Raw genomic sequence first — 25,554 nt, forward strand, 5'->3', positions numbered from 1 at the left:
CGAGACGCGACGAGACCGTGCCAGTGCCCCGGTCTTCCTGGGAGTGACAGGGACAGTCACGCCGAGCGCAAGTCTGAGTACGGTCGACGTATGGGCGGCAACGGACAACTCGGCGACTACCTTCGTGCCCGACGGGAGCTCGTTCGGCCGGAGGACGTCGGGCTGCCGGTGGTGGGGCAGCGCCGCGTGTCGGGGTTACGCCGCGAGGAGGTGGCGATGCTCGCCGGCATCAGCTCCGACTACTACCTCCGGCTGGAGCAAGGGCGCGACCACAACCCGTCGGTGCAGGTGCTCGAATCACTTGGCCGCGTACTGCAACTCGACGAGACGGCTACGTCCTATCTCATCGGACTCGCTGCGCCCCAGACACGCAAACGCACGCGACGTCACCGCCGCGAGACGGTGCCCGAGGGCATCCGCCAACTACTTGCCACCATCGGAATGCCTGCCTTCGTGGAGAGTCGACACTTCGACGTGCTCGCCGCCAACGACCTTGCCCGCGCCGTGTCACCTAATCTGCGTGTCGGTCAGAATCGCTTGAAAGCCTTGTTCCTCGACCCCGGCGAACAAGCACTCTGCCCGAATCATGAATTGGCCATGAGCCACCTCGTCGCGGGCTTCCGACAGTCGGTCGGCCCCGACGTCGATGATCCGCGTGTCGTGCAGATAGTGGGGGAGCTGTCCCTGGCGAGCGAGCAGTTCCGTCGACTGTGGGCTCGGCACGACGTGCAGGTCCGGGTGGGCACTCAGACCCCGATGTACCACCCGCAGGTCGGCGAGCTGATGCTCTACAAAGACCGGCTTGCCGTCGATGCATCCGAAGGCCTTGTCTTGGTCATCTATCACGCGGCGCCCGGAACCGACAGCGCAGACAAGCTCGCTCTGCTCGCATCGCTGGCCGCGCCGTCGGCGCCGGAGTTGTCGGCGCGTGCAGTGGACGTGACGGACGGCTGAACGCCGGGGCCTCTGGTCGAGAAGTCTCGCCGCCACACCCCGGCGTTTTGCCCGGTGGTGCGGCGCACTGGGAAGATGCATCGGTGAACGATCCCCAACAAGGCCCCGACCGCAGCTTCACCCTCGGGACCAGCCTGGCCGGCACGCTCGGACGAACCGGGACGATCAATACGCCGCACGGGCAGATCCAGACGCCGGCATTCGTTCCGGTCGGGACCAAGGCGACGGTGAAGACCGTGGTTCCCGAGGCGGTGCGCGACCTCGGCGCCCAGGCGGTCCTGGCCAACGCCTATCACCTGTATCTGCAGCCCGGTCCGCACATCATCGACGAGGCGGGTGGTCTCGGGAAGTTCATGAATTGGCCCGGCCCCACCTACACCGACAGTGGCGGCTTCCAGGTGATGTCACTCGGGGCCGGCTTCAAGAAGGTCATCGCGATGGACGTGACCGGGATGCAGAACGACGAGGTGATCGCCGAGGGCAAGGAACGATTGGCCCGCGTCGACGACGACGGGGTCACGTTCAAATCGCATCTGGATGGTTCGCCCCATCGGTTCACCCCTGAGGTGTCGATGCAGATTCAACACCAGTTGGGCGCCGACATCATCTTTGCGTTCGATGAACTCACCACGTTGATGAACACCCGTGAGTACCAGGAGACGTCGCTCGAGCGGACACGGCTCTGGGCGATCAGGTGCCTGGCCGAACACAACCGGCTGACCGCCGAACGCAGCCATCGACCGACCCAGTCGCTCTGGGGAGTGTTGCAGGGCGCGCAGTACGAAGACCTGCGGCGCAAGGCGGCGCGTGATCTGGTTGCGATGAGCGAACGCGACGTCGACAACGGCGGCCGCGGTTTCGGTGGCTACGGAATCGGGGGTGCACTGGAGAAACAGAACCTGGGCACCATCGTCCGGTGGGTGAACGAGGAACTGCCACAGGACAAAGCGCGACATCTCCTGGGGATCAGCGAACCGGACGACATCTTCACCGCGATCGAGAACGGGGTCGACACGTTCGACTGCGTGTCGCCGTCGCGGGTGGCGCGCAACGGGGCCATCTATTCACTCGATGGTCGCTACAACGTGACGAACAGCCGGTTCCGCAACGACTTCGGACCACTGGATCCCGCGATCGAGAACTACACAACGCAATACACCCGGGCGTACATCCACCACTTGTTCAAAGCCAAAGAAGGCCTGGCGGCCACACTCTGCACCATCCACAATGAGCACTTCATCGTGACGTTGGTGGAGCGGGCGCGCCAGGCCATCGAAGACGGGACCTACTTCGAGTTCCGGGACGAGTTCCTCGGCCGGTACTACGCGCAGGCGAAAACCTCGTGAACTAGCCGGTCTTGACGACCTTGGTGCCACCGGCGAACTTGTCGTGGATGCCCTGGTTGTTCGGGTCACTGTTGATGGTGACACCGATGGCGATCAGGATTCCGAGCGAGGCGAGGCTCAACAGGAACGGCAAGATCGGCACGAACGACAGCAGCGACGACAGGAAGCCGATCAGCATCCAGGAGTTCCGCTTGAGGGACTCTTCCTGGGTGGGCAGTCCGCCCGACACGCCCTGAACCTTCAGCTTCAGGAGCTGCTTGCCCAACGTTGCGCCCGAACGGGTTTCGAAGAACACGAAGTAAGCCAACCCGGCGAGGCTCAGGATTAGGGAGACGATCAGCGACACGATGAAGATGTCGACGACCAGCACGACGATCGTCGAAACGATGGCCAATACCACGCCGACGATGATGGCGTCGATGATCCTGGCGCCCAAGCGAATTCCGGCGCCTGCGGTCTGCCCGAATCCGGCGCCCGCCTGCGGCTGTCCGTAGCTGGACTGGTCGCCGAACTGGGGCGGCGGGGGATAGCTGCCCTGCGAGGGCGGAGGGTAGCTGCCCTGCGGCGGCGGGTACGAACCTGCCGACGGCGGGGTACCTGGCTGCTGGTAGGAACCGGGAGGCGGACCTGCCGGGCCGCCTTTACCCAGGTCCGGGTTCGGCGGGGGATTGTTGCCCGGGTAGTTGGGGTCGGGGCCTGGGTACTGCGGTCCGCTCATGACGTTCGTTTCCTCTCGCGGCGAAGGCACGCTTCGCACCTACCTGATGGTCGTGACGAGTCTAAACCGGACAAAGGTGGGTTGCCGGTTGTTTGGACCCCTGAGGGGTGTCTAGCCAGCGTTGATTCGAGTAAGCGATCATCGACCGCCGCTTGGTGTTTGAGCAGGTCAGTCGATTTTCGGCGTCGACCGGTTGCCCGCATCTGCGGCGCTCACCGGTTACCGGCAGCGTGAATCCAAGGCCGGATCGCTATTCCATTCGAATGATCGCTCGGCGTGCCGTCTGCCCGTGGACTTGTCATGGCGCGGCGTTCTGGTGCCGATCAGCAACTCAGCATTGCGCTCGGTTCGAGGACCCAGGGATCGCGCGGCAGATCGTCGGGATCGAATCGGGCGAGTAGCTGATCGATGGTCACCGGCTCGTTGGGGGCTGCCATTTTCAACGACGCGGCGATGAGTGACAGAACACGCTGTGTGTCAATGCCGCCCAGGGCCAGGTCCGACAACGTGACAGCGCCGTCGCGTTTGGCGAGCCTTGCGCCCAGCGTGTTGAGGACCAGTGGCACATGTGCGTAGACAGGTGGCGAAATGTGAAGCAGTGTGGCCAGATAACTCTGTCGAGGAGCTGAGCTGAGGAGGTCGTCGGCACGAACCACCTGATCCACTCCCTGGGCGTCGTCGTCGATGACCACGGCCAGGTTGTATGCCGGTATGCCATCGCCGCGGCGGAGGACGAAGTCGTCGACCATGCCGGTATGACTGCCGAGAAGTGTGTCGACGACGGTGAACTCGGCAACCTCCGCGCGAAGCCGGATGGCAGGCGGCCGGCCGGTATCGCGTTTGGCTTGTCGTTGCTTTTCGGTGAGGTCGCGGCAGGTCCCCGGGTAGGCGCCCGCCGGCGCATGCGGTGCGGACGGGGCCTCGAGGATTTCGCGTCGAGTGCAGAAGCACTCGTACGTCAGTGCCCGTCGTTGCAGATCGTTGATGGCGACGTCGTAGGAGAGTCGACGTTGCGACTGCCACATCATCGGAGGGTCCCAGGTGATCCCCAATGCCGCCAGATCGGCGAGCTGCCGGTCTGCTGCCCCCGGTGCCACCCGATCGAGGTCTTCCATTCGCATGACGAAGCGCCGGCCGGTCGAACGGGCAAACAACCAGGCGAGCAACGCGGTACGGAGATTGCCGATGTGCAGATCGCCCGACGGCGACGGCGCGTACCGTCCCGCACCGCTCGGGCGGCCCGGTTCGTCTCGGCGGCAATCGTTCACCCGAACGAGGGTACAAGTGCAAGGATGGGACATCATGGACCTTCCTGTGATGCCGCCGGTGGTACCGATGCTGGCCAAATCAGCTGCCAAGATCCCCGATGAGGCCGGCGCCGCGGTGTGGTCGCATGAGCCCAAATGGGACGGGTTTCGGGCCATCATCTTTCGCGATGGCGATGAGGTGGTCATTGGGTCGCGCGGTGGCAAGGACCTCGGACGGTACTTCCCCGAACTGATCGAGGCGGCCCGAGAAGAATTGCCGGACAGGGTGGTTGTCGACGGTGAGATCGGCGTACAAGCCGATCTCGGTGGGGTTCGCCGGCTCAGCTGGGACGCCCTGTCCATCCGGATCCATCCAGCGAAATCCCGGGTCACGATGCTCGCCGAACAGACCCCGGCGATGTTCATCGGGTTCGACGCACTGGCCACCGGCGACAGGGATCTCACCCGGGAGCCGTTCTCCACCCGCCGCGAGGTCCTCCTCGAATCGATCCCCGGAGCCGGGCGTTGCCGGGTGAGTCGGGTGACCACCGATGCCGACCTTGCGCAGAACTGGTTCTCCGAGTTCGAGGGCGCAGGTCTCGACGGCGTCGTCAGCAAGCGCCTCGACGGGATCTACCTGCCGGGCAAGCGGGAGATGATCAAGGTCAAGCACAAGCGCAGCGCCGACTGCGTCGTGATCGGGTACCGCGTCCACAAGAGTGGTACCGGTCTGGGTTCGATGTTGCTGGGGCTCTACAGAGACGGTGATCTCCGCATGGTCGGCGGAGCCGGCGCGTTCTCGGACGCGAAGCGAATCGAGTTGCAGGAGATGCTCGAACCAATGCGGCTCGACCCCGACAACGTCGCGGAGGGTGAACCGAGCCGCTGGAAAGAGAAGGGGTCGTCGCAGTGGATCCCCATCCGCCCGGAACTCGTCGTCGAGGTCGCCTACGACCAGATGGAGGGCGACAGGTTCCGGCACACCGTGCAATTCGTGCGGTGGCGTCCCGACCGTGAACCCGAGAGTTGTGGCTATGAACAACTCGAGGTCCCGCTCACCTACGACCTTTTCGACGTTCTGGAGGGACAAGACTGATGGCGAAAGCTCCGGCCGAAGAACTCGATGTCGACGGGACCGCGGTGCGGTTGTCCAACCCCGACAAGATCTACTTCACCCAGCTCGGCGAGAAGGGCGGCCGGAAAAGGGATTTGGTGGAGTACTACCGCACCGTGGCGCTGCAGGGTGCGATGTTGACGGCCCTGCGCGACCGACCGACCTTCTTGCAGCGTTTCCCCGACGGCATCGAAGGTGAAGAGATCTACCAGAAGCGCGTGGCGGCCAAACGCCCCGACTTCGTGGAGTCGACGTCGATCACCTTTCCCTCCGGTCGCAAGGCCGACGCCATCCGGACCACTAGCGCGCCGGTCATCGTGTGGGCGGCCAATCTGGGGACTGTCACATTTCATCCGTGGCCCACGATCGCCCCGGACAACGACCATCCCGACCAGCTGCGGATCGACCTCGATCCGCAGCCGGGCACGGACTTCGCCGACGCGCGCCGTGTTGCCATCGACGTGTTGCGGCCACTGCTCGACGAATTGGGTCTCGTCGGTTTCCCCAAGACCTCGGGCGGACGCGGTCTGCACGTGTTCGTGCCCATCGAGCCGCGCTGGGATTTCATCGAGACCCGGCGTGCGGTGATCGCCCTGGCGCGTGAGCTCGAACGCCGCGACAGTGCGTCGGTCACCACCTCGTGGTGGAAAGAAGAGCGCGGAGAGCGGCTCTTCATCGACTTCAATCAGAACGCCCGCGACCGCACGATGGCCGCCGGATATTCGGCGCGGCGCACCCCGACGGCGACGGTGTCGACGCCGGTGACCTGGGACGAGCTGGTCGACGTCGATCCCCTGGACTGCACCATCGCCACAGTCCCGGCGCTGCTGGAACGCCGGGTAGATCCCATGGCGGACATCGGCGATCATCCTGGGAGTCTCGAGCCGCTGCTCGAATGGGTGGCACGCGACGAGAAGGACGGGCTGGGCGACATGCCGTATCCGCCGAGCTACCCGAAGATGCCGGGTGAACCCAAGCGTGTTCAGCCGTCGCGGGCGCGTCACGACGACGAGTCGGAGTCCTGAGCCGTTCGTTTTGTCCCCGTGAGACCCGGCCGAGGGTGTGTTGCCCTCGGCGGCCCGTCACGGGGACGAGCTGTGCGGGAACCCCGGGCCGGTGAGTCCAGCAGATTCACATCGAGCAGACTCGGACATCACCTGACAGAATCCGGCCATGGAACTGCTGCTTCTGGTACTTCTCGGCGCGGTTGTCGTCACGGCCTTCGCGGATCGTCGCGGAATGCAGCCCGCGCTCATCATTCTGGTGGTCGGACTCCTGGTGTCGTTCATCCCCGGTCTGCCCCGGGTGGAGCTGGAGTCCGACATCCTGCTGACGGTGGTGTTGCCGCCATTGCTCTATTCGGCGGCGCTGAACTTCTCGTTCCCGAGCTTTCTGCGCAACATCAAACCGATCCTGGGTCTCGGCGTGGCGATGGTGGTGGTCACGGCGTTTGCGGTGGGAGCCGTTGCCACGGTCGCCATCCCGGAGTTCACATTCCTGCTCGCGCTGTTGCTCGGGGCCATCGTCGCGCCACCCGATGCCGTGACGGCCGTCGCGATCGGTCGCAAGTTGGGCCTGCCAAAACGGGTGATGGCAATCCTGACCGGCGAATCCCTCGTGAACGACGCAGCGGCGCTGTCGCTGTTCGCCATTGCGGTATCCCAGATCGCGCACACCCACGCGTTCATCGGGAATCCGTTGCTGCTCTTCAGCTACAGCGCGGTGCTCGGGCCCGTCGTCGGAATCGTCATCGGGTTCGGCACCCTGTGGATCCGGCGTCACCTGCAGAACCCCGCGCTGGAAACGGTTCTCGGCTTCACCGTCCCGTTCGCGGCTTTTGTTGCCGCCGAACACATCCATGCGTCCGGGGTGCTCGCGGTGGTGATCGCCGGATTCGTGGTCGGGTCGGGTTCGGTTCATGCCGGCTACCAGACTCGTCTGCAGGAGCGCTATGTGTGGAACTCGGTGGATGTGCTCCTGGAAGCATTTGTGTTCGCCTACATAGGTTTACAGCTCAGATTCATCATCGACGAGCTGCGCGAGGCGCGTGAGTCGCTCGTCGGTGTGGCGGTGGCCTCGGTTGTTGTCCTGCTCGTGGTGCTTGTCATCCGCCCGTTCGCCGTGTTCCTCATGTTCGGCCGGGGCTTGCTGCAACGGCACGTCGAGAAGACGGTCAGCTCGTCGCAGATCGCCGCGGGCCCTCGTGTTCCGCGACGGATCAGTGAGTCGGGCAGAGATCCAACCGCCAAGCGCGAGAAGAAGAGGCCGGCTGCCGTCAAACGCCTGACCGCCTCGATGGACAAGCGGACGCTGACCTTCCAGGAGAGTCTGGTGGTGTCGTGGACAGGTATGCGTGGTGTGGTGACGTTGGCCGCCGCGTCCGGTATCCCGGCGACCCTGGAATCGGGGGAGCCGTTCCCGGAGCGGGCTGCGATCCAGGCAATTGCCTTTGTGGTCGCGGTGGGCACCATCTTGATCCAGGGCACCAGCCTGCCCTGGCTCATCGCACGCTTGCACCTGCACTCCGAGGAGGAAGAACAGTACGCAGCTCGCGAGACGTCGAAAGCGGAGAGCATCGTGCACTTCGCCGGCGACGGGGTGATCGAGGACTTCGTGGCCGAACCACCCGCCACCCTGGATGCGAAGACGGTCGAGTTCATCCGGTCGACCGTCGCGCGGCAGGTGCGTGACGCCGAGGAGATGCCCGACCCCGAAGCGCACACCGAGCGTGCGGAGACGTTCGCCAAGCTCTATCGGGAGGTGCTGGCGGCGCAGCGTCATGCCTTGATCGCCAGTCGCGACGCCGGTGAGGTGGACGACGAGGCCGTCCGCGCGATGCTCGAACGTCTCGATCTGCAGGAAGCCGGCCTGTCGGCGAGGCTCGAAAGTCGCCTCTGACTTCCCGAAATGGTGGGTTCGGGTGAGGCTCACCTGGGCGAATGCTCACCCGAAGCCACCACTTTCGGAAGTTGGCGGAGGATAGGGGATTCGAACCCCTGAGGGCTGTTAACCCAACCCGCGTTCCAGGCGAGCGCCATAGGCCACTAGGCGAATCCTCCGTGGGGGAGCTTACCGGTCGCGAGGTGACCTGCCAAAAACGGGCTGGTGAGGTGACCAGTTTCAGGCACCGCGCACCGGGCGGCTACACTCGATCCCGGATCCCGCGCGGCGTGCATCCTGTGAACTCCCCCAGGGCCGGAAGGCAGCAAGGGTCAGCGGGCTCTCTCGGGTGCGCGGGGTCCCCTACTTTGTTCCCCAGCGAAGCGCGCGATGACAGTTCCGGGGCAGGTGTGGTTCCGGGCGAAAGGCCGACGTGAACTACCACTCGATGAGTGCCGACCAGCTGACCGCCACCAGGTCCGAGCTGCGCGATCAATATGAGCGCCTCGCCGAAGCGGGCCTGAACCTCGACCTCACCCGCGGCAAACCGTCACCGGAACAACTCGACCTCTCCGCGGATCTGTTGTCGTTGCCGGGAGCCGATGTCTACCGCGACGGCAAGGGCACCGACTGCCGCAACTACGGCGGTCTCACCGGATTGCCCGAGCTTCGTGCCATTTTCGGTGAACTGCTGGGGATCCCTACCGACAATCTGCTCGCGGGCGGCAACGCCAGCCTCGAATACATGCACGACCTGGTCATCTTCGGTCTGCTGCACGGCACGCCGGACTCGGAGGCAACCTGGGGGCAGGGCCCGATCAAGTTCTTGTGCCCGTCCCCGGGCTATGACCGGCATTTTGCGATCACCCAGTCCTACGGCATCGAGATGATCACCGTGCCGATGAACCCGGACGGCCCCGACGTCGAGGTGTGTGCAGAACTCGTGGCAGCAGATCCACAGATCAAGGGCATGTGGTGCGTACCGACGTACTCCAACCCCACCGGGGCCACCTACAGCGCCGAGGTGAGCAAGGCGCTGATGTCGATGCCGGCCGCGGCACCCGACTTCCGCATCTTCTGGGACAACGCGTACGTGGTACACACCCTGCAGGAGACGCCGCCCGAGCCGGTGGACGTGCTGGGACTGGCGGCGGCCGCGGGCAATCCAAACCGCCCCTACGTATTCGCCTCGACCTCCAAGATCACCTTTGCCGGTGCGGGCGTGGCCTTCTTCGGTAGTTCGGCCGACAACCTGGCCTGGTACCAGCGGCACGCGAGCATCAAGACGATCGGCCCGGACAAGCTCAACCAGCTCAGGCACCTGCGCTACTTCGGTGATGCCGACGGCGTGCGCCGACAGATGGCCAGGCACCGCGACCTGTTGCTGCCCAAGTTCGCGCTGGTGCTGCAGATCCTCGAGGATCGACTCGGCGCGGCGAAGGTCGCATCGTGGACCGAACCCGAAGGCGGCTACTTCATCAGCCTCGACGTTGTCGACGGCACCGCGACCAAGGTCATCGACCTGGCCAAGAAGGCCGGCATCTCGCTGACCGCGGCCGGGTCGACCTTCCCGTACAAGCGCGACCCCGACGACCGCAACATTCGTCTGGCCCCGACCTTTCCGGGGCTGGAAGAGCTGCGGTTGGCGATGGACGGGGTGGCCACCTGCGTGCTGCTCGCCGCAGCCGAGAAGTTGCTCGAAGACCACAGCTGACATCACGCAGGAACCCTCGCTCGGTGATCGAGAAGGGCCGATGCTCGAGAAAGGCGCATCCCGGTTGGGCATCGAGTCCGCTCCACACGTCCGTCCGCAGGAGCGCGCGGCAGTGACAAACGGCCCGGTGTTGCCGAGGCCTGCCGTTGTTGTCGCGGTGTCCCTCGCGCTCGGGCTGCTCGCGGTGTATCTGCACCATCTGGCCGTCCCGATCGACACCCCGTACTGGGGGGTCTTCGGTAATCAACTCGACCTGGCGGTGTATCGAGAAGGCGCGCAAGCGGTACTCGACGGTGACCGCCTGTACGAGGCCAAACTCGTGGGCGTCATGGATTACACCTATGCGCCGGTATCGGTGATCCTGTTCATGCCCTTCGCGGCGATGTCGCTTGAATTCGCGCGGATCGTCTGGATGGTCGGCATCTTCGTCGCCCTCTATCTCTGTATCACTCTGAGCTTCAAAAGCCTGCGGTACCAGATTAATTGGTCGGTTCGGATCTCTGCCGGTGCACTCGTCCTGGTGAGTGCGCTGATGGAGCCGGTCCGCACCACCATGTGGTACGGCCAGATCAACGTGTTCCTCATGCTGCTCATCCTCTGGGATCTGCTGCAGGGCAGGCACAGTCGGATCCGCGGTCTCGGGGTGGGGATCGCTGCCGGGATCAAGCTGACGCCCCTGATCTTCGTGTTCTATCTCCTGATCAATCGCAACTGGCGCGCGGTGTGGCTGGCGGGTGCGGGGTTCGCGGGCACAATCGCGCTCGGGTTCGCGGTGATGCCCCGTGATTCCTGGAAGTACTGGAGCGGGACGTTCATCGACTCCAAGCGGGTCGGTGCTCCCAACACCGTCGGCAATCAATCGATCAGGGGAGCGTTGGCGAACCTGTGGCAGACCGATGCTCCCAACCCGTTGGTGTGGATCACCTTGGCCGTTGCGGCGCTTGCGCTCGGGATGACGGCGGCCTCACTGGCTCATCGAGCCGGGCATGAGCTGCTCGCCGTCACCCTCGTCGGTATGACGGGGACCGCGGTGTCGCCGATGTCGTGGGGACACCACTGGGTGTGGTTCGTCCCGGCCCTCGTGATCGGAATCCACCTGACGCTGCAGGCACGGGGTGCGGTGTCCAAAGCGCTGGCGGCGACGGCGGTGGTCGCGTTGCTCGCGACGACGTTCATCTGGCGCACCTACCGTTCGTATCCGGTATTGCAGATCGAACGGGTCCTCCCGGACGGTTACTTCACCGGGCTGTATCACAAGGTCGGCATCCCTGAGCTGCGCTGGTTCACCTACGACCCTTACAACTGGGTGTTCGTGGTGACAGCGGTGGCTGCGATCGTGTGTCTCACCTGCAGGCGCCGCGTCGACGTTCCGGAGCCGGTCGCGGCGGGTTAGCATCCCTGGACACGGGGTGAGGAGTAATGGGTGACAGCGGATCAAGCGCGCGCTGAGACAACGGACGACACGAGTACACAGCAACGGTTTCCGAGTCACCCTCTTCTGCTGATCGCGTTCGTGGTGGGCGCGGCCATTGCGCTCCTCGTGCAAGTCCGGTTCATTCCTCTGGACGCCCCCATCTTCGGGTTGTTCAAGAACCAGGTCGACCTCGACGTGTACCGCGCCGGGGCTCAGCACCTGTTGCACGGCCGGCAGCTGTATGACTTGCCGATGCTCCGGAACGGCCTGCTGTACACCTACACCCCGTTCTCGACCATCGTCTTCCAACCTTTCGGCTGGATGAGCGCCGAGATGGCCGTGGACGTCTGGAGTGGCCTCATCTTCGTCACCCTGTACTGGGTGATCCTGGCCTCGTTCCGGAGTCTGGGCTACGAGATGAGCTGGTCGCTGGCCATCGTGGCCGCGGCGATGGTCTGTGCCGTCACCTTGATGGAGCCGGTCCGCACCACGATCTGGTACGGGCAGATCAACGTCTTCTTGATGGCGATCGTCTTGTGGGACCTGCTTCGGCCAGATGGCAGTCGGCTCAAGGGCATCGGTGTCGGTGTCGCGGCGGGCATCAAACTGACCCCCGCATTCTTTGTCGTCTACCTCGCCATCACGAGACGGTGGCGCGCGGTGCTCGTGGTGGTCGCGACCTTCGGCGCCACGATCCTGATCGGCTTTCCCGCGACGCCCCGGCAGTCGTGGAACTACTGGACCGACCGGGTGGTGAACTCCGACCGCGTCGGCCCCACAGACGCTCCCAGCAATCAGTCGATCAAGGGCGCCCTGGCCACGGTGTTCGACACGACCACGCCCAGCAATCTGCTGTGGCTTGTCTGTTCTGCATTTGCGGTGGTCCTGGGGATCGGAGCGGCCTGGCTGGCGCACCGCTCAGGCCAAGAGCTCCTTGCCCTGTGTCTGACCGGGATGACCACTGCCGCGGTGTCACCGTTCAGCTGGGGCCATCACTGGGTGTGGTTTGTACCCCTGCTCGTGTTCGCGGTGCACCTGCCCATCGCGGCGTGGCGCGCCGGCTCACGACCACTCGCCGGATTGTTGTGCCTCGCGCCGCCCGCGCTCTTCACCGCCGTGTTCATCTGGCGCAACTACCTCCCCGGCGGCGCCCTGGGCTTCAAGCCCTTCTACGGCACCGGCATGTTCATGACGCCGTTCCCGGATTGGCTCCGATGGTTCTCTGCCGAGCCCTACCTGTGGGTGTTCGGCGTGACCGCGGTGTTGTGCATCGCCGTCTGGGGCCCTGGCGAAGTGCGGGCCAGGGATTTTGCACGTCGCTCGAACGGTACGGCAGGTTCGCGGGCGGCCTGAACACGCCTGGATTGTTTCGTCTCCTCTCGAGATCGGGTGCATCGGAGCGGTCGGCATGCTGCGGACAAGTGTTGTGACGTAGCCATATTCGGGCTCGACGCCCGAATGGACGGCTCACAAATGCAGTCGAGAAGTCACTTCCATCCGCCGAGGTCCGATTGCCGTGAAATCGAGCGCGGCGGGCAGCCTGCTGTTGGAAGTCCGATCCTGGCCGCGCGGGCCGTGCGGCGCGCGACCGACGTCCACCGGGGGCCACGAACGTCGGACCGCGCCGGTAGGCTGCCACCGTGGCTCTCTACCGGACGTATCGACCCGCGACCTTTGCCGAGGTCGTCGGGCAGGAACATGTCACCGAGCCGCTCGGTCGCGCGCTCGACTCCGGCCGCATCAACCACGCGTATCTGTTCTCCGGTCCGCGTGGTTGCGGTAAGACCTCGTCGGCGCGCATCTTGGCCCGGTCGCTCAACTGTGAACAGGGGCCGACGTCCACCCCATGCGGGGTGTGTTCGTCATGTGTGGCCCTGGCCCCGGGTGGCCCCGGCAATCTCGACGTGATCGAACTCGACGCCGCCAGCCATGGCGGTGTCGAAGACACCCGCGAGCTACGCGATCAGGCCTTCTATGCGCCGGCGGAGTCCCGCTATCGGGTGTTCATCATCGACGAGGCGCACATGGTGAGCAACGCGGGATTCAACGCCCTGCTCAAGATCGTCGAGGAACCACCCGAGCACCTCATCTTCGTCTTCGCCACCACCGAGCCGGAGAAGGTGCTGCCCACCATCCGCTCGCGCACCCATCACTACCCGTTCCGTCTGTTGGCTCCGGCCGTGATGCGCACCCTGCTCGAACGCATCTGTGCCAGCGAGAAAGTCACGGTGGAGCCGCCGGTGTTCCCCCTGGTGATCCGTGCCGGGGGCGGCTCACCCCGTGATTCGCTCAGCGTGCTGGATCAACTGCTGGCCGGGGCATCGGCGGAAGGCGTCACGTACCAACGCGCACTGACCCTCCTCGGTGTCACCGATGTCGCGCTGATCGACGACGCCGTCAACGCCCTCGCAGACCATGACGGGGCGAAGCTGTTCGGAACCATCGAATCGGTTGTGGATGCCGGCCACGACCCGCGCCGATTCGCGGTCGACCTCCTCGAACGTCTCCGCGACCTGATCCTGATGGACGCGGTACCCGACGCCGCCGAGCGCGGGCTGGTGGAAGCGCCCGACGACCAGGTCGAGCGGATGACCGAGCAGGCGGCCAAGCTGGCGCCGGGAACGTTGGCGCGTTTCGCCGAGACCGTGCACGACGCGCTCGGTGAGATGCGGGGAACCACGTCGCCGCGGCTCCTGCTCGAGGTGATGTGTGCCCGGATGCTGCTTCCGGCGGCGTCCGACGCCGAGTCTGCGGTGCTGCAACGGATCGAGCGCATCGAGGCACAGCTGGCGGGAGGCGCGGCGATTCCGGCTGCTGCACCCCTCGGCTCGTCACCGGCTGGGGCGCCCGCGGAACCGCCTCCGAGCAAGTTCGTCCGCGCGTCACAGCGCAAGCAATCCGAGGGTGCGGCCGAATCGACCTCTCCCGCAACCGCTTCGGCGACGGTTCCCGCGTCCGCGCCGATCCCGGCCCCTGCGCCTGAACCCACTCCCACGCCGGAACCGGCGCCGAGTCCAGAACCCACGCCGGCACCCGAACCCACCCCGACTCCGGAACCGGCCCCGGCACCAGAGCCCACCCCGACTCCGGAACCGGCCCCGGCGCCCCAGCCGACCGCATCCGCGAAACCGGCCCCTGCTCCAGCCCCCGAGCCGGTCGTCCGCACGCCCGAGCCGTCTGCCGGCCCCGCGGCCGACTCGCCCGTCGACACAGCGGTGTCCGTCCCCGATGATGCGGACGTCCCACTACCGCCGGAACCCGACTACGAGCCCGAGCCGGAACCCGCTGTCGAGCCGGCAGCGGCGCCCGCCGCGCCTGCCGCAGCTCCCGCCGCCGGAGGTCCGGATCTCGCTGCGGTGCAGGCGAAGTGGCAGGAAGTGCGCACCGAGGTCCGTACCGCCAACAAGGTCACCGAGGTGATGCTGTCCGGCGCCACGGTTCGCGGCGTCAACGGCACCACGCTTGTGCTCAGTCACGACTCCGCGCCACTCGTGCAGCGGCTCAGCTCTCCGCATGCGGTCGAAGTGCTCACCGGAGCGATGAAGAAAGTCTTCGGTGGTAGCTGGGAGATCTCGGTGCACGCGGCGTCGTCGCTGCCCGCGGACACCGCCAAACCTCAGGCCTCCGCGCCTGGGAGCACCCGCAAGCCCGAGGCGAAGGCGCCGTACGTCCGCCCGAGCCGCGGCGCGGGAGCCGCGAGCGCCTCGGGTGACGCGCCTGAACCGGAGCCCGAACCGGAACCTGAGCCGGTACAAGCACCACCAGAGCCCGTTGACGACGAAGACCTCACCGATGCCGAACGCGACGAGATGATCGCCACGGCACGAGATTCCACACCGGATCCGCGGCAGGATCCCGAACAGGTGGCAATCGAACTCCTTGCCACCGAGCTGGGCGCCCGCCCGATCACCTGACCTTCGCTGCCGCGGGACGCGCGACACCGACCGGGTCCACAGATTCGCGCCATGTACCGGCGGACGCGCCGGTTGCAACTGGCGCGTGCGTCGGCAGCTGGCGCGAATTTTCTGGAGGCGGCGGGGAACCGCAGGTTCAGGTCAGATCAGGCGTTCCACCACGGGCGCAGCGGCAGATCGCCGTTGCCGCCCTTGTTGTCCAATTTCACCGCGAGAACCTGATGTAGCTGAATGATGTTGCGCTCGAATCCGATCCGGCATCCGGCCATGTACAGACCCCAGAGCCGCGCGGTGCCGATGCCCACTTCTTCGACTGCCTCGTCCCAGTGGTCGACCAGGTTCTTGTTCCAGTCGCGAAGGGTCATCGCGTAGTGCTCGCGCAAGTTCTCCTCGTGCACCACCTCCATCGCACCGATGTTCTGGATGGCCGAGATGATGGTGCCCGAGCCGGTCAACTCCCCGTCCGGGAACACATAGCGGTCGATGAACGGTCCGGCCTTGCCTCGGCTCACGTTGTTCGACCGGGTGATGCAGTGGTTCAGCAGGATTCCGCCATCACGCAGTTTGCTGCGGATGAACTTGAAGTACGACGGGTAGTTCTGGATCCCGATGTGCTCGGTCAATCCGATGGACGAGACCGCATCGAACTCGTCTTCGGTGACGTCGCGGTAATCGCTGTGCCGCACTTCGGCGAACTCGCTCAGACCCTCGTCGATGATTGCCTGCTGTGCCCACTGGGCCTGCTCGGCCGACAAGGTCACGCCGATGACGTGTACACCGCGGCGAGCCGCGTACCGCACCATCGAGCCCCAGCCGCAGCCGATGTCGAGCAGTCGATCGCCGGCCTTGAGCTTCAGCTTCTCGAACACGAGGCGATACTTGTTGTCCTGCGCCTCTTCCAGGCTCGCCTCATGATTCGGATAGCAGGCACACGTGTATGTCATCGACGGCCCGAGCACCCATTCGTAGAAGGTGTTCGAGACGTCGTAGTGATAGTGGATCGCTTCGGCATCACGAGTCTTGCTGTGCCGCAAACCCTCTGCGATGCGGCGCCACCGGGGGAGCTGCTCCTGGGGCGGGGGTGTGATGGGCTTGAAATGTTCGAGTCCGAGTGACCGGGTGATCTGTGCCAGCGTGCGGGCCGACGGCCTGGAGAACTGCACGTCCTCGGAGATCGCTCGCAATGCGGGGTAGGGGTCGCCCTCGTGGCACCCCTTCAGCGAAAGGTCCCCCGCGATGTAGGCGCGGGCCAACCCGAGGTCGCTGGGTGCGGTGGCCAGATAGCGGGTACCCCGAGGGGTGAGCAGTTCGAGCCCGTACTCGGCATCGGCCGGGCCGGCTGAACTGCCGTCGTAGGCGGTGACGCTGATCTGGAGATCGCCACCCGCGACGGCCTCCACCACCTCGGCCAGGCTGAGTTTCGGCCCGACCACCGACCCGGGCACCTCGTTGTTCTTCACAGTTGTCATTGCCGCTTCACCGCCTTTGAGTACAGGTCGAGTAACCGCGACCCGGGATCGTAACGTTTCTTGAGCAGGCGGTAGGGCTCACCGCCATAGAGCTGATCGAATTCCTCTTCGCCATAGAACGACTCGGAATACAGCGATTTGTGTCCGTCGAGTTCGGAGACCTTGATCTCGATCTGCCGGTTGGCGTAACCCTCCGGCTTGTCCTCGCGTTTGGGCACCGCAGACCAGAACCCCACGTTGACGTAGGTGCGGTGGGGCTCGAGCGGATACAGCGGCCACGGACGGTGTGTGTCGGCGCCGGCGGGGGAGGGGTCGCGAAGTCGCAGCGGGCACAACCAGATCGGCTCGATCGGAATGTTCTCCAAGAACCAGTGCACGAACTCGGAGGTGCGCTCGATCGGAACCTCGATGTCCTGGACCACCCGTTCACCGGGCGGTTGACCTTTGCGGGCATTGAGCTTGTCACCGATGTCGAACCGGTGGTCGAGCGCGATCAATTTCCAATAGAAGCTGCTGCGCAGCAGTGGCTTTGGCCACAGACGGCGGATGCGGGGGTTCTGCGCGCCGAACGCCCGCGAGCACCAGAACCAGTCGGTGTCCCAGCGCCACAGGTAGTCGGCGATGGTGAGCCGGTCGCGGATGGGAGTGGAATCGGCGCTGTGCTGGATCGACCGGTAGTAGATCTGATCGCCGGTGTAGTCGCTGACCGGGCCAGGAACGCTCGTCTGCGCGCCCAGAACGAGGTAGCTCTCGGTGGCGGAGAACACGACACCGTCGAGATAGTCGACGCGTTCGCCTGCGTAGGTGCCCTGCTCGACGATGTCGTTCATCGTGGACTGCAGGGTGTCGACGTCGGTGAACCGTACGTGGCGCAACTCGACGTAGGGCGCGACCTCCTCGAGCTCGATGCGTAGCCGCGTCGAATAGCCAAGCGTTCCATAGGAATTGGCGAACCCGAAGAACAGGTCTGAGTTCTCGCTGGTGGCCGAGGTGGTGACGATCTCGCCGGCTCCGGTCAAGATGTCGATCTCGAGTACCGATTCGTGGGGGAGACCGTTCCGGAAAGATGTCGACTCGATCCCGAGGCCGGTGACCGCGCCGCCCAAGGTGATCGTCTTGAGCTGGGGAACGACCTTGGGCGCCAGACCATATTTGAGCGTCGTCGCCACAAGTTCTTCGTACGTACACATTCCGGCCACGTCGGCCGTACGGGCCTGCGGGTCAACCGAGATCACCCGGTCCAGCCCGGAAACGTCCAATCCGGGATAAGGATTCTTCGCCCGCTTGCGGAACAGGTTCGACGTCTTCTTGGCCAGCCGGACACGGCCAGAGGTCGGGATGGCCCGGTAGCTGGCCAGCAACCTCTCGACGCCTTCGTCGAAAACCTCTCGCCCTGTTTCGGAACCCATTACCCGCGACACGCCTAAGAGCCTAGGACCCTCGTCCAGTAGTTGCCAGCTCACCCACCACATGACCGATTTGCCGTAGTTCGGTCCCGCACGGGCCGGCTGCGCCGCGCGAAGTCATCCGATGGCGTTCTGGCAGGCTCGACGTGACACCTACCAACAACCGAAAGGTGATATCTCGTGGCACAGGTAACCGCATCCCAGTCGATCGTCATCAATGCCGCGCCGGAGAAGGTGCTCGCGGCACTGTCCGACTACCAGACGGTGCGTCCCAGCATCCTCCCCGGCCAGTACCGCGACTACAAGATCGTCGAGGGTGGCGTCGGCGCAGGCACCGTCGCGTCCTGGACCCTCCAGGCAACAAAGAAGCGCTCGCGCAACGTCCAGGCCCGCGTGGGCGTGGTCGGCTCCACCGTCACCGAGACCGACGTCAATTCGTCGATGGTGACCACGTATCAGGTCGATGCCTCCGGGGCCAGCTCGAAGGTCACCACCACCACCACGTGGCAGGGAGCCGGTGGTATCGGCGGATTCTTCGAGAAGACGTTTGCACCCAAGGGACTGGCGAAGATCCAGGCCGAACTGCTCGGCAACCTCAAGTCGCACGTCGAACGCGTCTGAGCCGGATCGCGCCGAGAACAACGTCCAGAAGACGACCCGAGTGCGACACCGCAAACCTGCGCCGCTCCCATTGCGCGACGGTGTGGACCCCACTCGGGTCGTTCTGCGTTCCGCTGATCGCACGATCGGCGAGGCGATGCTGGCCGCACCGGCGTGTGAGGGCCTGACGCTCGACGATCTGCTGATGCGGGCCGAGCGCGGGGAGGTGCTCGGCATCGGTGGTGAAGCCGTCGATCTGACTGCACCGGCCCAGATCGGACGGCCGGTCTACTTCTACCGCGACCTGCCCGTGGAGACGGAGATACCGTTCGACCTGCCGATCATCCATCAGGACAACGATCTGGTGGTCGTGGACAAACCGCACTACCTGGCGACGATGCCTCGGGGAACGCACGTGGTGCAGACCGCGCTGGTCCGGTTGCGCCGAGAACTCGACAACCCTTCGATCAGCCCGGTGCACCGGCTGGACCGGCTCACGGCCGGAGTGCTCATGTTCACCGTGCGCCCGAAAGCGCGCGCCCCCTACCAACAGCTCTTCGCCGACCGTGCGGTGAACAAGGAATACCGCGCCCGCGCACCGATCCACCCCGGCCTGCAACTGCCGGTGACCGTTCGCAATCGCATCCTCAAAGACGCCGGCGACCTGCGAGCTCGGGTGGAACCCGGGGAGGTCAACGCTGTCTCGACCATCGATCTCCTGAGCGCCTCGCACGATCGGGGGGTCTACCGGCTGAGGCCGCAGACCGGTCGCACACATCAGCTCAGACTGCACATGGCGGGTTTGGGTGTCCCGATCGAGGGAGACCCGCTGTACCCGGAGGTTCGGCCCGAAGTGGCCGCAGCCCCGGACCGCGGTGATTTCTCCGATCCGCTTCGCCTTCTTGCCTACTCTGTCGAGTTCACCGACCCGTTCAGCGGCGAGCTGCGACGCTTCGTCAGTACCCGCGAACTGCTCTGAGAGGAGAACCGAGTGGCCATCATCGTCTCCTACGACCGCTACCCGGACCTGCGTTGCGAGGTGGTGCTCTTCCTCGACGACGAGAGTGGGGATTGTTTCCAGGTCCAGCGCGACCTCCCCGCCGGCGACAACGGCTACGAGATCAGTGCCGGGGTCGGGCCGCCGGTGCGAGGGGGTATCGCCGCGTGGCAACGGGTCGGCGACGAGTTCCAGTTCGCGCTGACACCCAAGGCGTCGATGATGTTCGGTGGCAACGCGCGACTGCGGTTCGAGGCCGAGTCGGCGGGCGGCGATACCATCGACAGCATTGCTGCTCATCTCGAACGCATGATGCGCCCGCAAAACAACCCGCCCGACGGCCCGATCGGGCCCGATGAGACAGAGGACAGCAGTGGAACCAGATAACCCGATGGCCGGACTCCTGCAGCAGGCTCAGCAGATGCAGCAGCAGTTGCTGGCCGCGCAGGAACAGATCGCCGCCGCCGAGGTCACCGGAACCGCCGGTGGAGGGCTCGTCACGGTCACCGGCAACGGCACCGGCGAGGTCACCGCGGTGACCATCGACCCCAAGGTCGTGGACGCCGACGACGTCGAGACCCTGCAAGACCTCATCGTCGGTGCTCTTGCCGATCTGAACAGCAAACGCGACGAGCTCACCCAGCAGAAGATGGGTCCGCTCGCCGGCGGACTCGGCGGCCTGGGCGGCGGGTTCCCCGGTCTGGGTGGATAGCTGACCCGTGTATGAAGGACCGATCCAGGATCTGATCGACGAGCTGGCGAAGCTGCCAGGGCTCGGTCCCAAGGGTGCCCAGAGGATCGCGTTCCATCTGCTGGCCGTTCCGGCAGGCGACATCGACCGGCTGACCGCCGCATTGGTGCACGTCCGCGACGACGTGGTCTTCTGCGAGGTCTGCGGCAACGTCTCGGCGCAGGTGCGTTGCAGGATCTGCCGTGATGCCCGGCGTGATGCCAGCAAGATATGTGTGGTCGAAGAGCCCAAGGACGTGCAGGCCATCGAGCGAACCAAGGAATTCACCGGCCGCTACCACGTTCTCGGTGGGGCCCTGGACCCGCTCGGCGGGGTCGGCCCGGACCAACTGCGGATCCGAGAGTTGTTGCGCCGCTTGGGTAACCAGGAAGACGGCGTGGACGTCAGCGAGGTGATCGTTGCCACCGACCCCAACACGGAGGGCGAGGCGACGGCGACCTACCTGCAACGGATGCTGCGGGACTTCCCCGGTCTGTCGGTGACCCGGCTCGCGTCGGGTCTGCCGATGGGCGGCGACCTCGAGTTCGCCGACGAATTGACGCTCGGCCGGGCGCTGTCCGGTCGCCGGATCCTGACGTAGCTCTCATGGTCGACGACGCGTGGATCGAACATTTCGCCCGGCAACTCAAGTCGGGCATCGTTGCCATCGACGGCCCGTCCGGCGCGGGCAAGTCGACGTTCGCGGACCGATTGATGGCCGTGCTCCACGATGTCGGTACCCCAGCTGTGCTGGTGCGTACCGACGACTTCGCGACATGGGACGACCCGGTCGGTTGGTGGCCCGAACTCGACGAAGAGGTGATCCGGTCGTACTGGCGTGGACATGACTTCCGCTACCACCCGCGTGTGTGGCGGGACGGCCGTCCCGAACACGGTCCTCGCGTCTGGGTGAGATGGGAGCCGTTGTTGGTGATCGAGGGTGTGTCCAGTGCTCGTGCGCCGGTTCGCAGGCAGCTCACCAGGGCGCTGTGGCTCGATGGCGGCGACGAATCGGAACGTCTGGAACGAGCGGTCGCCCGCGACGGTGAGGATGAGCGCGGGCACCTGGTCCGGTGGCAGAACTTCGAGCGCGGCTGGTTCGCTGTCGACCGCACCCGCGAGCACTGTGAAGTGGTGCCCGAGTTCGCGCCGGAATCGGTCTGACCTGTCAGTCTGCTTCGGTTGTCGGGGTGCGCAGCAGCTCCTGCACCTCGGAGTCGGACACCTGAGTGAAGTCGCGGTATGACCGCCCGACCGCCGTGAAGTCGTCAGGTAGTGCGCCGCAGACGATTTCGTCCGCGGCCCCGGTGAGCAGCGAACAGGTCGACTCCGGTGCGGTACCGGCGGCGACGATCACCTGTGCGGGCCGGCGGCTGCGCACCGCATCGACCGCCACACGCATGCTCGCTCCCGTCGCCAGTCCGTCGTCGACGAGGATGACAACCTTGCCGGTCACCTCGGCGGGTGGGCGCCCCTCCCGATAGACCTTCTCGCGGCGCATCAGCTCCCGGGTCTCGGCCTCCAGAACGCGCTGTACGTCGTCGCGGTTGATACCGAATTCCCGGATCATCCGGTGATTGAGCACCGGTTCGCCGCCCGAGGCCACCGCACCCATCGCGAGCTCCTCGCGTCCGGGTACCCCCAGTTTCCGGACCACCATCGCATCGAGTGGGGCATTGAGTGCGTAGGCGATCTCCCAGGCGACCGGCACACCCCCGCGAGCGAGTCCCAGGACGAGAACGTCCTGGCGGTCGGCGAGTTCCAACTCGCCGTACTTGAGCTGGTCACCGAGAGCTCGGCCTGCCGCACGTCGGTCCGGGAACTCCCGGGTCTCTTCGCGGCTTCGTCGCAGTCGCATCTGCCTGTCCACCTGCTCCCGTTCACGCTCGGTTTCGGCCGACATCTCCGCCGGCGCGGCGTTGCTAGAAGAACTGGGCGGTGGTGATGCACGGCCGGCCGGCTTCGTCGGCCACCTGATACACCGCCCGCGTCTTCTCCGAGATGTCACCTTGCTCCCACGAGAATGCCACGATCACCTCGGCTTGGGCAGAGGGCGCAGGGCGCGGCACCACCGCCATCGAATCGATGGTCAAGGTGCTCGACGAGTTACGCGTCTTGAGCTGGTCGGTGGACGTGATCAGGTCGGGCAACGTCTTCTTGGCGAACTCGCCACAGCTGTTCGCCTTGAACACCGCAACCTGCTCGTCCGCGGTCGCCGGGCCGACGTCGTACATGCTGCGCGTCACCGCGGTCGCGACGTCGCGGGCCTGCTGATCGGTGATCGCCGGGCCTGCCGGCGTCGTCGGTGACCGTGTCTCGCCGTCACCGTTGTCGGGAGCGGTGAGTGTCGCGACGACGGCGGTGAGGGCCACGAGCACGATCAGCACGCCGCCGAGGACCAGTAGCAGTCGGAGGCGGCGGTGTGACCCGGGCGGACGGGTCGGGCGCACATGTAGGTCTGTCATCACAGCACCTTCATCATGTTGACGCACAGGGGGATTGCGGAACGGCTCACGGTGAACTCGATGGCAGCGGGTTCGATGGGGGCCGGTTCGGCGTCGTCTTGACTCGCGGACACCTCGAAGACCGCCAGCACGGTCACCGACTCCGCGTCTTGCCGGGCGATGCCGTAGTGCGCGTTGCTGGTCACCAGGCTGCGGCCCGTGGTGGTGACAGTCTGCAGCAGCGAATCGGCGGTGTCGTTCCACTCCTGAAGGGCCGTTCCACAGAGCAGGGCCTGCGCGGACTTCATCGTCGATCTGATGGTGTCAGGAGTGAAGTTGTAGATCGATTCCGTAGTGGCGCGCACCGTGTCGAGGATGGTGTCTTCGTTCGACACGGCGGTAGACGCGGAGGGAGCGCTGGCAGGCGAATCGTCTTCGCCCACAACCGACCACGTGATCATCCACGTTGCGGTGACCACCACCGCGACCACCACCAGGGCGGCGGCGAACAACGCGGGGGCGGCGCGGCGTTGGCCGCCCGGATGTGGTGATGTGGGCGTCGACCGGGGAGATGTCATCGGTGTCGGGGTCTGGAGTTGTTCACCCTCGACGGCCCGCGGCAAGGCGCTCACGGCGCAGCAGATCGACCTCTGCCAACGGCAGTGGATCGAGTTGTTCGACGCCCAGTGCGCGGGCGAGCAGCATGTCGGCCAGCTCGGGATTGCGGGCCAGGGCAGGGCCGTGCATGTAGGTTCCGATCACCGAACCCTGCACCACGCCTTCCACCTTCTCGCCCGCGCCGTTGCCGACCCCGTGCTTCACCTTGCCCAGCGCATGGGCGTCCGGCCCGAGAGTGGTTCCACCGCGGTGGTTTTCGAATCCCGTCAGTGGGGTGGTGAGCCCGGAGGCCGGTGACGGTTCGGTGATCAGCTCACCGATGCTGCGTTTGTCCTGCGGTGTGGTGGTCACGTCGAGCATCGAGATCCCCTCGACGCGCTCACCGGAAGATGTCTCGTACCAGTGCCCGAGTACCTGGATGGCGGCACAGATGGCGAGAACGGGCCGACCTGCTTCTGCCGCGCGCTGCAGGCCCGGATATTTGGTCAGGTGTCGCGTGGCCAGCCGTTGTGCGTAGTCCTCGGCGCCGCCGAGGGTATAGACGTCTAGCGATTCGGGCACGGGATCGGTGAGGTTGATCTGGATGATCTCCGCCTCGATGCCTCGCATGCGTGCGCGCTGGCGCAACACCAGGGCGTTACCGCCGTCGCCGTAGGTGCCCATCACATCGGGGAGTACTAGTCCGATGCGCAATGTGGAGTCGGACATCAGCGAATTCCCTTCTGCGCGCGCGCCAATGCGTTGTTGAGGTCGCGAAAAGCGGTGTAGTTGGCGAGTACCTCCACCCGGCCGGGCGGGCAGGACTCGATGGCGGCCATCGGATCACCGATGGTGGTGTGCTCGGCGCCCGCATAGATCAACCGGACACCGAGGTCGGTGGCGCGTTCGCCGGAAGCGACCACCTGCATGTTCTCGAACGCTTCGAAACGGACGTCCCACAGCCACGAGAGGTCCTCGCCGTCCGGCACCTGGCCGTTGACGGCGATGACCAGGCCGTCGGCGTCCTGGTCGATCATCGCCATCGCTTCCTGCCATCCCGCAGGGTTTTTCGCCAGCAGCATGCGGACGCGATGTCGGCCGATCTGCTGTACCGAGTATCGGCCCGCGACCTCGCCGACGGTGCCCACCGCGGCAATGGCTTTCGCGGGGTCGGCGCCCATTGCCACTGCCGCGGCAACGGCCTGCGCCGCGTTACCGCGGTTGGCGTTGCCGGGCACTGCGAGCGTCATCGGGTGCTCGAAACCGTCTGGTCCGTAGAGGTTCTTGTCGTCGAACCACCAGTCGGGGGCCGGCCGCTCGAAATCGGTTCCGGTGGAATACCAGTGGGAACCGTCACGCAGAATCGGCTCACCCGAACGGGGACAGCTCACCGAATCGCCGGCCCATCCTGCGCCCGCAGCGACCCACACCACCTTCGGTGCGTCGTAGGCGGCGGAGGTCACCAGCACGTCATCGCAGTTGGCGATCACGGTGGTCTCCGGGTGCCGTGCGATCCCGTCACGCAACCGGCGCTCGATCATGTTGATCTCGCCGACCCGATCGAGCTGGTCTCGTGAGAGGTTCAGCAAGATAAGCGCTTCGGGGTTCACGGCGTCGCTCACGTGGGGGACGTGCAGTTCGTCTACTTCCAACGCAGCCCACTCGGCGGGCCGGTTCAACGACAGGGCGGCGACGATGCCCGCGTCCATGTTGGCGCCGTCGGCCTGCGAAGCCACCTCACCGAGATCGGCCAGCGCTGCCGCCGTCATACGGGTGGTGGTCGATTTTCCGTTCGTTCCGGTGACGACCACCGATCGCTTCCCGCGCGCGAGCGCAGCCATCAGGGTGGGGTCGATCTTGAGGGCCACCAGGCCGCCGATCATCGAGCCCTTCCCGCGACCGGTTTTCTGCGACGCCCATCGCGCCGTGGCAGCGGCTCGCAGGGCGAGTCGTGCCCGCATCGGCAAGCCTGTGGAACTCTTTCGGTCCTCGTCACGCATGGCTGCGAGT

Annotated in this window: 24 protein-coding genes, 1 tRNA gene and 1 other RNA gene; 16 read left to right on the forward strand and 10 right to left on the reverse strand. The window is 65.5% G+C overall.

Annotation, left to right across the window (positions count from 1 at the left end; translation table 11 throughout):
- Nucleotides 1-90: 90 nt before the first annotated feature.
- Together MVA47_RS06505 and tgt are read left to right on the forward strand one after the other, a co-directional pair.
- Nucleotides 91-954, forward strand: a complete 864-nt coding sequence (locus tag MVA47_RS06505) for a helix-turn-helix transcriptional regulator (protein ID WP_247207164.1) — start codon at nucleotides 91-93, stop codon at nucleotides 952-954.
- Between the two features lie 83 nt (nucleotides 955-1,037).
- Nucleotides 1,038-2,300 carry a tRNA guanosine(34) transglycosylase Tgt gene (gene tgt, locus MVA47_RS06510; RefSeq protein WP_247207165.1) on the forward strand — a complete coding sequence of 421 codons (1,263 nt, stop codon included), beginning with the start codon at nucleotides 1,038-1,040 and terminating at the stop codon, nucleotides 2,298-2,300.
- 1 nt (nucleotide 2,301) lies between these two features.
- On the opposite strand, the gene MVA47_RS06515 is transcribed toward tgt, so the two are convergent.
- The gene (locus MVA47_RS06515; RefSeq protein ID WP_247207166.1) at nucleotides 2,302-3,018 is read right to left on the reverse strand and encodes an RDD family protein; all 717 of its coding nucleotides are present in this window, start codon (nucleotides 3,016-3,018) and stop codon (nucleotides 2,302-2,304) included.
- Between the two features lie 323 nt (nucleotides 3,019-3,341).
- Complete coding sequence (gene gluQRS, locus MVA47_RS06520) at nucleotides 3,342-4,319, reverse strand: tRNA glutamyl-Q(34) synthetase GluQRS (RefSeq protein WP_374474352.1); 978 nt, start codon at nucleotides 4,317-4,319, stop codon at nucleotides 3,342-3,344.
- 1 nt (nucleotide 4,320) lies between these two features.
- Here gluQRS and MVA47_RS06525 point away from each other — a divergent pair, with 1 nt between their 5' ends.
- The 3 genes from MVA47_RS06525 (at nucleotide 4,321) to MVA47_RS06535 (ending at nucleotide 8,277) form a co-directional block, all read left to right on the forward strand.
- Nucleotides 4,321-5,361 carry an ATP-dependent DNA ligase gene (locus tag MVA47_RS06525; protein ID WP_030168764.1) on the forward strand — a complete coding sequence of 347 codons (1,041 nt, stop codon included), beginning with the start codon at nucleotides 4,321-4,323 and terminating at the stop codon, nucleotides 5,359-5,361.
- Nucleotides 5,361-6,404, forward strand: coding sequence for a DNA polymerase domain-containing protein (locus MVA47_RS06530; protein ID WP_247207168.1), 1,044 nt, complete (start codon nucleotides 5,361-5,363; stop codon nucleotides 6,402-6,404). The genes MVA47_RS06525 and MVA47_RS06530 overlap by 1 nt, the downstream gene beginning before the upstream one ends.
- Nucleotides 6,405-6,552: 148 nt before the next feature.
- Nucleotides 6,553-8,277, forward strand: a complete 1,725-nt coding sequence (locus MVA47_RS06535; RefSeq protein WP_062795063.1) for a sodium:proton antiporter — start codon at nucleotides 6,553-6,555, stop codon at nucleotides 8,275-8,277.
- A 72-nt stretch (nucleotides 8,278-8,349) separates the two neighbouring features.
- Here MVA47_RS06535 and MVA47_RS06540 read toward each other — a convergent pair.
- A tRNA-Ser gene (locus MVA47_RS06540) sits at nucleotides 8,350-8,438 on the reverse strand.
- A 94-nt stretch (nucleotides 8,439-8,532) separates the two neighbouring features.
- On the opposite strand from MVA47_RS06540, the gene ffs reads away from it, so the two are divergent.
- The 5 genes from ffs (at nucleotide 8,533) to MVA47_RS06565 (ending at nucleotide 15,301) form a co-directional block, all read left to right on the forward strand.
- An RNA gene (gene ffs, locus MVA47_RS06545) (signal recognition particle sRNA small type) lies at nucleotides 8,533-8,627 on the forward strand.
- A 65-nt stretch (nucleotides 8,628-8,692) separates the two neighbouring features.
- Complete coding sequence (locus tag MVA47_RS06550; RefSeq protein WP_247207169.1) at nucleotides 8,693-9,973, forward strand: aminotransferase class I/II-fold pyridoxal phosphate-dependent enzyme; 1,281 nt, start codon at nucleotides 8,693-8,695, stop codon at nucleotides 9,971-9,973.
- A 40-nt stretch (nucleotides 9,974-10,013) separates the two neighbouring features.
- Nucleotides 10,014-11,366 (forward strand): glycosyltransferase 87 family protein, encoded by a 1,353-nt coding sequence (locus tag MVA47_RS06555; protein WP_247207170.1) that lies wholly within the window; start codon nucleotides 10,014-10,016, stop codon nucleotides 11,364-11,366.
- Between the two features lie 30 nt (nucleotides 11,367-11,396).
- The gene (locus MVA47_RS06560) at nucleotides 11,397-12,740 is read left to right on the forward strand and encodes a glycosyltransferase 87 family protein (protein ID WP_247207171.1); all 1,344 of its coding nucleotides are present in this window, start codon (nucleotides 11,397-11,399) and stop codon (nucleotides 12,738-12,740) included.
- Nucleotides 12,741-13,027: 287 nt separating this feature from the next.
- Nucleotides 13,028-15,301: a DNA polymerase III subunit gamma and tau gene (locus MVA47_RS06565; RefSeq protein WP_247207172.1), complete on the forward strand. Its 2,274-nt coding sequence runs from the start codon at nucleotides 13,028-13,030 to the stop codon at nucleotides 15,299-15,301.
- Between the two features lie 146 nt (nucleotides 15,302-15,447).
- On the opposite strand, the gene MVA47_RS06570 is transcribed toward MVA47_RS06565, so the two are convergent.
- Nucleotides 15,448-16,770, reverse strand: a complete 1,323-nt coding sequence (locus MVA47_RS06570) for a class I SAM-dependent methyltransferase (protein WP_247207173.1) — start codon at nucleotides 16,768-16,770, stop codon at nucleotides 15,448-15,450.
- Nucleotides 16,767-18,179 (reverse strand): FAD-binding oxidoreductase, encoded by a 1,413-nt coding sequence (locus tag MVA47_RS06575; RefSeq protein WP_247207174.1) that lies wholly within the window; start codon nucleotides 18,177-18,179, stop codon nucleotides 16,767-16,769. Before MVA47_RS06575 ends, MVA47_RS06570 begins: the two co-directional genes overlap by 4 nt.
- 177 nt (nucleotides 18,180-18,356) lie before the next feature.
- Between MVA47_RS06575 and MVA47_RS06580 the strand changes: the two genes are divergently transcribed.
- The 6 genes from MVA47_RS06580 to MVA47_RS06605 all read left to right on the forward strand — a co-directional run bounded on the left by MVA47_RS06580 (nucleotide 18,357) and on the right by MVA47_RS06605 (nucleotide 21,667).
- On the forward strand, nucleotides 18,357-18,797 hold the full coding sequence (locus tag MVA47_RS06580; RefSeq protein ID WP_247207175.1) for an SRPBCC family protein: 441 nt from the start codon (nucleotides 18,357-18,359) through the stop codon (nucleotides 18,795-18,797).
- An 82-nt stretch (nucleotides 18,798-18,879) separates the two neighbouring features.
- Nucleotides 18,880-19,755, forward strand: a complete 876-nt coding sequence (locus MVA47_RS06585; protein WP_247207176.1) for a pseudouridine synthase — start codon at nucleotides 18,880-18,882, stop codon at nucleotides 19,753-19,755.
- A gap of 12 nt (nucleotides 19,756-19,767) precedes the next feature.
- Complete coding sequence (locus MVA47_RS06590) at nucleotides 19,768-20,160, forward strand: hypothetical protein (RefSeq protein WP_247207177.1); 393 nt, start codon at nucleotides 19,768-19,770, stop codon at nucleotides 20,158-20,160.
- Between the two features lie 4 nt (nucleotides 20,161-20,164).
- A complete protein-coding gene (locus MVA47_RS06595; RefSeq protein WP_023956579.1) occupies nucleotides 20,165-20,485 on the forward strand; it encodes a YbaB/EbfC family nucleoid-associated protein in 321 nt (106 codons plus the stop codon).
- A gap of 7 nt (nucleotides 20,486-20,492) precedes the next feature.
- Nucleotides 20,493-21,104, forward strand: coding sequence for a recombination mediator RecR (gene recR / locus MVA47_RS06600; protein ID WP_023956577.1), 612 nt, complete (start codon nucleotides 20,493-20,495; stop codon nucleotides 21,102-21,104).
- Between the two features lie 5 nt (nucleotides 21,105-21,109).
- A complete protein-coding gene (locus tag MVA47_RS06605; protein ID WP_247207178.1) occupies nucleotides 21,110-21,667 on the forward strand; it encodes a uridine kinase in 558 nt (185 codons plus the stop codon).
- A 4-nt stretch (nucleotides 21,668-21,671) separates the two neighbouring features.
- Here the strand turns inward: MVA47_RS06605 and MVA47_RS06610 are convergent, their stop codons facing one another.
- The 5 genes from MVA47_RS06610 to MVA47_RS06630 are packed head-to-tail and all read right to left on the reverse strand — an operon-like array spanning nucleotide 21,672 to nucleotide 25,544.
- Nucleotides 21,672-22,406 (reverse strand): phosphoribosyltransferase, encoded by a 735-nt coding sequence (locus MVA47_RS06610; RefSeq protein ID WP_247207179.1) that lies wholly within the window; start codon nucleotides 22,404-22,406, stop codon nucleotides 21,672-21,674.
- Nucleotides 22,407-22,425: 19 nt separating this feature from the next.
- The gene (locus MVA47_RS06615) at nucleotides 22,426-22,968 is read right to left on the reverse strand and encodes a hypothetical protein (RefSeq protein ID WP_247207180.1); all 543 of its coding nucleotides are present in this window, start codon (nucleotides 22,966-22,968) and stop codon (nucleotides 22,426-22,428) included.
- Complete coding sequence (locus MVA47_RS06620; RefSeq protein WP_247207181.1) at nucleotides 22,968-23,525, reverse strand: hypothetical protein; 558 nt, start codon at nucleotides 23,523-23,525, stop codon at nucleotides 22,968-22,970. Before MVA47_RS06620 ends, MVA47_RS06615 begins: the two co-directional genes overlap by 1 nt.
- A 22-nt stretch (nucleotides 23,526-23,547) precedes the next feature.
- Nucleotides 23,548-24,273 carry a type 1 glutamine amidotransferase gene (locus MVA47_RS06625; RefSeq protein ID WP_116916602.1) on the reverse strand — a complete coding sequence of 242 codons (726 nt, stop codon included), beginning with the start codon at nucleotides 24,271-24,273 and terminating at the stop codon, nucleotides 23,548-23,550.
- Nucleotides 24,273-25,544: a Mur ligase family protein gene (locus tag MVA47_RS06630; protein ID WP_247207182.1), complete on the reverse strand. Its 1,272-nt coding sequence runs from the start codon at nucleotides 25,542-25,544 to the stop codon at nucleotides 24,273-24,275. Before MVA47_RS06630 ends, MVA47_RS06625 begins: the two co-directional genes overlap by 1 nt.
- Nucleotides 25,545-25,554 lie beyond the last annotated feature (10 nt).

The organism is Williamsia sp. DF01-3, from assembly GCF_023051145.1.
Classification (GTDB): Bacteria; Actinomycetota; Actinomycetes; order Mycobacteriales; family Mycobacteriaceae; genus Williamsia.